6 protein-coding genes are annotated in these 7,233 nt (G+C 38.4%); 1 reads left to right on the top strand and 5 read right to left on the bottom strand.

Annotated features, from left to right (window positions below):
- Positions 1 to 138 precede the first annotated feature (138 nt).
- The 4 genes from QZ379_RS11380 to QZ379_RS11365 all read right to left on the bottom strand — a co-directional run bounded on the left by QZ379_RS11380 (position 139) and on the right by QZ379_RS11365 (position 5,069).
- Positions 139 to 2,328, bottom strand: coding sequence for a glutamine synthetase III (locus QZ379_RS11380; RefSeq protein ID WP_291564705.1), 2,190 nt, complete (start codon positions 2,326 to 2,328; stop codon positions 139 to 141).
- Positions 2,329 to 2,434: 106 nt separating this feature from the next.
- Positions 2,435 to 3,661, bottom strand: coding sequence for an ammonium transporter (locus QZ379_RS11375; protein ID WP_291564703.1), 1,227 nt, complete (start codon positions 3,659 to 3,661; stop codon positions 2,435 to 2,437).
- A 304-nt stretch (positions 3,662 to 3,965) separates the two neighbouring features.
- Positions 3,966 to 4,322: a P-II family nitrogen regulator gene (locus tag QZ379_RS11370; protein ID WP_291564697.1), complete on the bottom strand. Its 357-nt coding sequence runs from the start codon at positions 4,320 to 4,322 to the stop codon at positions 3,966 to 3,968.
- Between the two features lie 63 nt (positions 4,323 to 4,385).
- Positions 4,386 to 5,069 carry a hypothetical protein gene (locus QZ379_RS11365; protein WP_291564700.1) on the bottom strand — a complete coding sequence of 228 codons (684 nt, stop codon included), beginning with the start codon at positions 5,067 to 5,069 and terminating at the stop codon, positions 4,386 to 4,388.
- A 419-nt stretch (positions 5,070 to 5,488) separates the two neighbouring features.
- Here QZ379_RS11365 and QZ379_RS11360 point away from each other — a divergent pair, with 419 nt between their 5' ends.
- Positions 5,489 to 6,061 carry a superoxide dismutase gene (locus tag QZ379_RS11360; protein WP_291564694.1) on the top strand — a complete coding sequence of 191 codons (573 nt, stop codon included), beginning with the start codon at positions 5,489 to 5,491 and terminating at the stop codon, positions 6,059 to 6,061.
- 75 nt (positions 6,062 to 6,136) lie between these two features.
- Here the strand turns inward: QZ379_RS11360 and QZ379_RS11355 are convergent, their stop codons facing one another.
- Positions 6,137 to 6,964, bottom strand: coding sequence for a hypothetical protein (locus QZ379_RS11355; protein WP_291564691.1), 828 nt, complete (start codon positions 6,962 to 6,964; stop codon positions 6,137 to 6,139).
- Positions 6,965 to 7,233: the final 269 nt, after the last annotated feature.

The following is a 7,233-nucleotide window of genomic DNA, read 5'->3' as shown; positions in this document are numbered from 1 at the left end:
CTTCTTTTATACCCTCTTATAAACTTTCATACTGACTTGCGAAACTTAAATACTTAACAAATACAGAGCCGATACGCCATCACGGAGTACCGGCTCTTTCTCTGAATTAAACAACCAATAAATAGAGAATCGTATATGTTATCGTATAAACAATAACTCACGATACTTAGGTAAAGTCCACATCTGATCGTCTACTATCAACTCAAGCTTATCGATATGGTAACGGATAAGTTCAAGCATAGGAGCGATATTGTCATGGTAAGCGATAGCCTTTTCGCGTTCAGAAGCAATCTTGTTTGCAACTTTACGAGCTTCAACCATTGCATCAACATGTTCCTTGATATATGCTGTGCGTTCAGAAATGTCCTTGATTATAGCGACATTACCTGCAGAGAGTTTTTCAGCTTCATCAGTCGAGAACAAGCTCTTCATTTTGAACACATTATCTATAAGTTTAGTCTGATAGCTGATAGCAACAGGTACTATATGGTTCATGACCAAATCACCCAATACGCGGGCTTCAATCTGAATCTTCTTCGTATAAGTTTCCCATTTCACCTCATTACGTGCCTCAAGTTCCTTACGAGTCATTACACCTGTAGACTCAAACATTGCAACGCTTTCAGGTTTCAGATAGTTATCAAAGATAAGCGGACAGCTTGTTTCACAGTCCAATCCACGTTTGAGAGCTTCCTCTTTCCATTCGTCGCTGTAACCATTGCCATCAAAACGGATTGGTTTGCTTTCTTTGATATATTTACGCAATACCTGTAGAAGAGCTGATACCTTAGGTTCTCCCTTTTCGATAAGAGCATCAACTTCATCCTTGAATATAACCAATTGTTCTGCAACAGCAGTATTCAACGCAATCATAGCACTTGCACAGTTGGCTTCAGAACCTACAGCACGGAACTCAAATCTATTACCTGTAAATGCAAATGGAGAAGTACGGTTACGGTCTGTATTGTCAATAAGCAATTCCGGAATCTGAGGAATATCAAGTTTCATGCCTTGTTTTCCACCGAGAGAAACCAAGTCTTCGTTGGCATTTTCTTCGATATGGTCAAGCACTTTGCTCAGCTGTGAACCAAGGAATGAAGAAATGATTGCAGGAGGTGCTTCGTTTGCGCCCAAACGATGAGCATTGGTTGCGCTCATGATAGAAGCTTTCAGCAATCCGTTGTGTCTGTAAACTGCCATCAGCGTATTTACCACGAATGTCACGAAACGAAGGTTCTCTTCTGTTGTTTTTCCTGGAGCCATAAGCAACACACCTGTATCTGTACCGAGCGACCAGTTGTTATGTTTTCCTGAACCGTTTACACCTTTGAATGGTTTTTCATGCAGAAGAACGCGAAATCCATGAGCACGTGCCACCTTACGCATAAGCGACATTACCAACATATTATGGTCAACAGCCAAGTTACATTCCTCATAGATAGGAGCAAGCTCAAACTGGTTAGGAGCTACCTCATTGTGACGAGTCTTCACAGGGATTCCGAGTTCAAGCGACTGAATTTCCAAGTCTTTCATAAATGCAGCCACTCTGGTAGGAATTGCTCCAAAGTAATGGTCTTCAAGCTGCTGGTTTTTAGAAGCTTCATGTCCCATCAATGTACGTCCTGTTAGCAATAGGTCCGGACGGGCTGCATACAATCCTTCGTCAACAAGGAAGTATTCCTGTTCCCATCCAAGGAAAGCTGTAACTTTCTTTACATTAGTATCAAAATAATGACATACAGCCACAGCTGCTTTGTCTACAGCGCTAAGAGCTTTAAGCAATGGAGCCTTATAGTCGAGCGACTCACCTGTATATGCTATGAACACTGTAGGAATACACAATGTATCGCCTACTACGAATACCGGTGATGAAGGATCCCAAGCACTGTATCCACGAGCTTCGAAAGTGTTACGGATACCACCGTTAGGGAAAGACGAAGCATCAGGTTCCTGCTGAACAAGAAGCTTACCTGAGAATTCTTCCATCATTCCACCCTTACCATCGTGTTCTACGAAAGCATCATGTTTCTCTGCTGTTCCTTCAGTAAGAGGCTGAAACCAGTGTGTATAGTGTGTAGCGCCAAGTTCGCTTGCCCAACGTTTCATACCTGCTGCAACTTCATCTGCAGTAGCTCTATCAAGAGCAGCTCCATGATCCATTGCATCAACAAGTTTAGCATAGACCTTACTTGGAAGATACTTAAACATTTTCTCTCTGTTAAACACATATTTTCCAAAATACTCACTCGGACGGCAGCTTGGTACGCTTACATCCATTGGCTTTGCCTGGAAAGCCTTTTCTACTACATTAAAACGAATCATATTTATTTAGTTGTTGGTTATTCAATGAAGAATTAATAATTAAAAATTAAAGATGAGTTGATGTCTTCATTATTAACTATTAATTATTCTTTGTTCATTATTAATTATAAAATCATCTGTTATATGCCGATTCACCATGTTCGTAAATATCCAATCCTTCTTCTTCAATACGTTTTGAAACTCGAAGTCCGAATATCTTGTCAAGAGCTTTGAATATTACAAATCCCATAAATGCAGCCCAAAGACCTACTACTATAACACCGAATGCCTGAGCACCGAGGAATCCCCATCCACCGCCATAAAAAAGGCCATCTGAAGTAGCAAACAAACCTGTAAGGATAGTTCCCAACGAACCGCAGACACCATGAACTGATGATGCACCAACAGGGTCATCAATTTTAAGTTTTGTTTCAATGAACTCTACAGAGTATATCATTACCAATCCACAAATAGCACCGATAATGGCAGCACCTAAAGGAGAAACAAGGTCACATCCTGCTGTCACACCTACCAGACCGGCAAGAATACCGTTCAGAGTGAATGACAATGATGGTTTACCGTATTTCATCCATGTTACGAAAAGTGCTACTATACCACCTGCACATGCTGCAAGGTTTGTTGTAAGAAATACGTGTGAGATAGCCACTCTATCAGCTTCGCCCGATGCGGCCAGCTGTGATCCTGGGTTGAAGCCGAACCATCCGAACCAAAGGATGAATACACCAAGGCAAGCAAGAGTCAAACTGTGTCCGGGAATAGCTTTAGCTTTACCGTCATGACCGAATTTACCTACACGAGAACCAAGGATTGCCGCACCTATCAGAGCAATCCATCCACCAACGGAGTGAACAACTGTAGAACCGGCAAAATCATGGAAAGCAATACCGAACCAGTCACCCATCAAAGAACCTTCAGAAGCATTGCTAAGCCATCCTCCACCCCATGTCCAATGTCCTGAAACCGGATAAATCAATACACTGATTGCTACTGTATATATCAGATACATCGAGAATTTGGTGCGTTCTGCCATAGCTCCTGAAACGATAGTGGCAGAAGTAGCACAGAATACAGTCTGGAATATCAGGAATCCCTCTATTGGAAGACCGTTATTGATAATCTTATCCATAATACTCAAGTCGCCCCAATGTGGAGTTCCTACGAATCCTCCAATACCGAACATAAGCCCGAAACCGATTATCCAAAATAGGATTGAACCAACCATAAAGTCTACAAGATTTTTCATCAGGATGTTGGCAGTATTCTTACAACGTGCAAATCCGGCTTCGACCATTGCAAATCCCGGCTGCATAAAAAAGACCAACATTGCCGCCAAAAGCATCCACACAGTATCCAGGCCGGTTGTAGTCTGAGACAAAGTATCAGCCAATGTATCAATAGATACGGTTTCTTCAGGAATTGTTTCTTGCGCCATAATCACGCCTGGAAATGCCAACGATAAGTATGTAAATCCCCGGAGGAAGGCAGTATGCCATCCACTTGATATAAGAGTTCTCATAAGTTTTCGTGTTTTTAGAATTAATTAGATAAACATCTTCTTCTGCCGACACGTGTCAGCAGAGTAATAAATGCGTATGTTTCTTTTAAGACAACAGATATGATTACCAAACTTTATTGATTATAAATCATTTCTCCTGTTCGGCATTATAGAGGGCAATGTCCCCTCTTTCACCTGTACGGATACGCACAGCATCTTCTATAGGAATGATGAATATACGGCCATCTCCGATTTCGCCGGTATGTGCAGCCTGCATTATAGCCTCTACAGTCTTTTCAACATTCTTGTTTCTCACAACAATAGAAATCAGAATACGCTCTATTGAACTCGTATCATATACCACACCACGATATATACGTCCTTCTCGTGTTTTTCCAACACCTCTCACATCATAATAGGAAAACCATTCGATATCGGCTTTCAGAAGTGCTTCTTTCACATCGTCAAACTTTGTCCGACGGATAATTGCTTCAATTTTTTTCATAATCTCGTTATTGTATTTGTATTTTGTATGTATTGTATATGTATGTATTTTGTAAATATTATGTCAGAAGCTAATTCCAGCTACGAAATATGCTCCTTTAGTTGTAGGATTCCAAATAGCCTGTGCCCACAGTGGAAGAGAAAAACTATCGGTAATCTTTACCTCCTTAGATGCCTGTAGACTAATAGAAGAAACCTTGAATCCGTCCGAATATCCATTATAGAAATCATTAGCCCAAGGAGTAGCTCCTATCTCTGCACTCCATTCGATTCCTCCCAAAGAGAAAGGTGCAGAAACCGATATATAAGAAGCATATACATCTTTACCTTCATCATTTGCTCCAACTGAACCGGCAAAGTTTGTAAACCAATTCACAGCCAAGGGACCGAAATCATACCCCAAAGCCACCTCAAAAGTATGCGCATCCTTATAGTCGGAATATCTGGCAGGAGAATCAGCACTTGTAAACCAATAATCTGTTACCCCGATACTGAAACCTCCATACTCATATCCCAATGTCAGGTCCAACTCTTTAGTATCAGTACCTTCTAATCCAACAGAACCCCATGCAGACAACGAAAAACCTTTATACGACAGTCCTGCTGAAGGCTGAATACTGACACCACCCAAATCCTGACCACGCCAGATATAACCACTGACCAAGTCTGTACCTACTGATGCTTCTACTTTGTCCTGAGCCTTTACAGCCGATGTTGACGCTAATCCTATAACAGCAAAAAACAACATCAATTTTCTACCTTTAATCATTTTCATACCTCTTTACCTTTAAAATTTTAATTCTTGTTTTATTTCAGCCTACATCCATAGTTTTTACTATCCATTAGAAAGACTTTTCTTATACATATATATCTTTATGTTTTTCATTAATGCAAAATTACATCTTTTTGAAAGACATTATTCAAATTTACTATACTTTGTGTATAAAAAAAAGAGAACCCCTACAGATATAAATTAAAACACTGATAATATGTTTTAAATCATAATTATATAGCTAATATTTATTACTATCTATAACATAGCATATTTCACATAGAGAAAATTCTACCAATTACATGTCATATAACATATAAATAAGTTATTTATTTAAACATATATCAAACTAAAGTTTATAACTTTGCAATATATGAATTTTAAACGTATTTACCATGATTCACGAAATGCCAAAGCTTCCTTACGATATGGAAGCATTAGCTCCTAAAATGAGCAAAGAAACCTTCGACTACCATTACGGCAAACATCTGCAAACTTATGTAAACAATCTGAACAAACTAATAGCAGGAACAGATTTCGAAGAAATGAGTTTGGAAGATATTATCCTCAACAGTAAAGGACCTGTATTCAATAATGCCGCACAAACCTGGAATCACACTTTTTTCTTCATGACACTAACTCCTAAACAAGAAGATATGCCGCATGAACTTGCAGATAAAATAATTCTAACATTTGGTTCTGTAGACAAATTCAAGGAAGAATTCATAAAATCTGCTATGGCAGTTTTTGGCTCCGGATGGACCTGGCTTGTTAAAGACAATGAAAACAATATCAAGATATTGAATACCCCTAATGCAGGCAATCCTATCACTGAAGGATTAAAACCTCTTATGGTAATAGATATTTGGGAACATGCATACTATATTGATTATAGAAATAATCGTGCAGCTTACTTGGATTCAGTATGGAATCTGATTGATTGGAACAAAGTAAGCGAAAGATTATAATTCAACTGACTAAAAAACTTCGCTTTTGCTTGATGATTTCACTCACCAAGTAAAAGCGAAGTTTCTTTTAATATACTATTCTTCTACAGAAAATTCTGCAATTTTTTTATTCAGAAACTGAATCTTCAGATTTGCTTCTTTCTGCTCCTTCTTTATCTCCTCTATGGAAAGTAAGACTTGAGCAAGCTTACTTAACTCTACTATAGCTTTTATATCCTGCGAATACATTAGCGTCTTATAAGTACGATCGCCAATAAACTCTAATTTCAATGATTTTGCATCTTTATTAGCTATAATAAAACCTATCACTCCTCCATCTGCTCCAAGCTTATAATCTGCCTTTTCAATCTTCTTGCCTAAATCAGTAGTGACATATACATCCGGAGAGGCAGGAGTCTGTGCAAAGGCATCCTTTGAACTAACTTTAACAGAGGTGTGATTCAAAGAACCACCTGCACAATAGATAGATGTTATTGACATTTCTCCCCTTTCACTTACGCAAGCTCGTAAAAACGTTCTCCCAATGTTTTTCTCAACGACCTGTGTCGGATAAAAATAATTCCCTATCTCTTGATATGCTGTATCCTTCTCTAGAACAAACGCAACTTTCATAGAGTCTAACAGTATTTTTTTTATTGTCATCATACTATCAAGATATTCTAACGATATCTGTTGCTCTTTCAGTTCAACCTGCTGCTTAAGTCTGATTGCCTTTTTACGGACATCAAAAACCTTAGGATATAAATTCCTAATGCTATCTATCTGCATTTTTGCCTCATTATAATTGGCAGAACTATAAGATTGCTCTGCACGCATTAATAAATCAGAAGCTTTCTTTTCTTCCTGACCACAAGAAGCAAGCAATACCATAATTAATGGAACTATAAACCTTTGAAATTTCATAAATCAATACATTATTATATTATTACGACAAAAATAGTGAATATTATATCATCATTTGCTATACTAATAGAAAAAAAGTAGCTTTCTTTCACATAATCATATCAGAATCTACTTCACACGAAATCAGATCCTACTATAAACCAAGCCATTAGCTTTATGGACGAAAAAAAGTTCAAAAAAAGCACACAAATATTTTGCAGAATTAAAAATAAGCACTACCTTTGCACTCGCAATCGGGAAACAACGATAGCAAACAGGTTTGATTCGCT

Source organism: Bacteroides sp., from assembly GCF_019417265.1.
Classification (GTDB): domain Bacteria; phylum Bacteroidota; class Bacteroidia; order Bacteroidales; family Bacteroidaceae; genus Phocaeicola.
The sequence above is the reverse complement of the archived record's forward strand: the minus strand, read 5'-3'. Positions and strand labels throughout refer to the sequence as shown.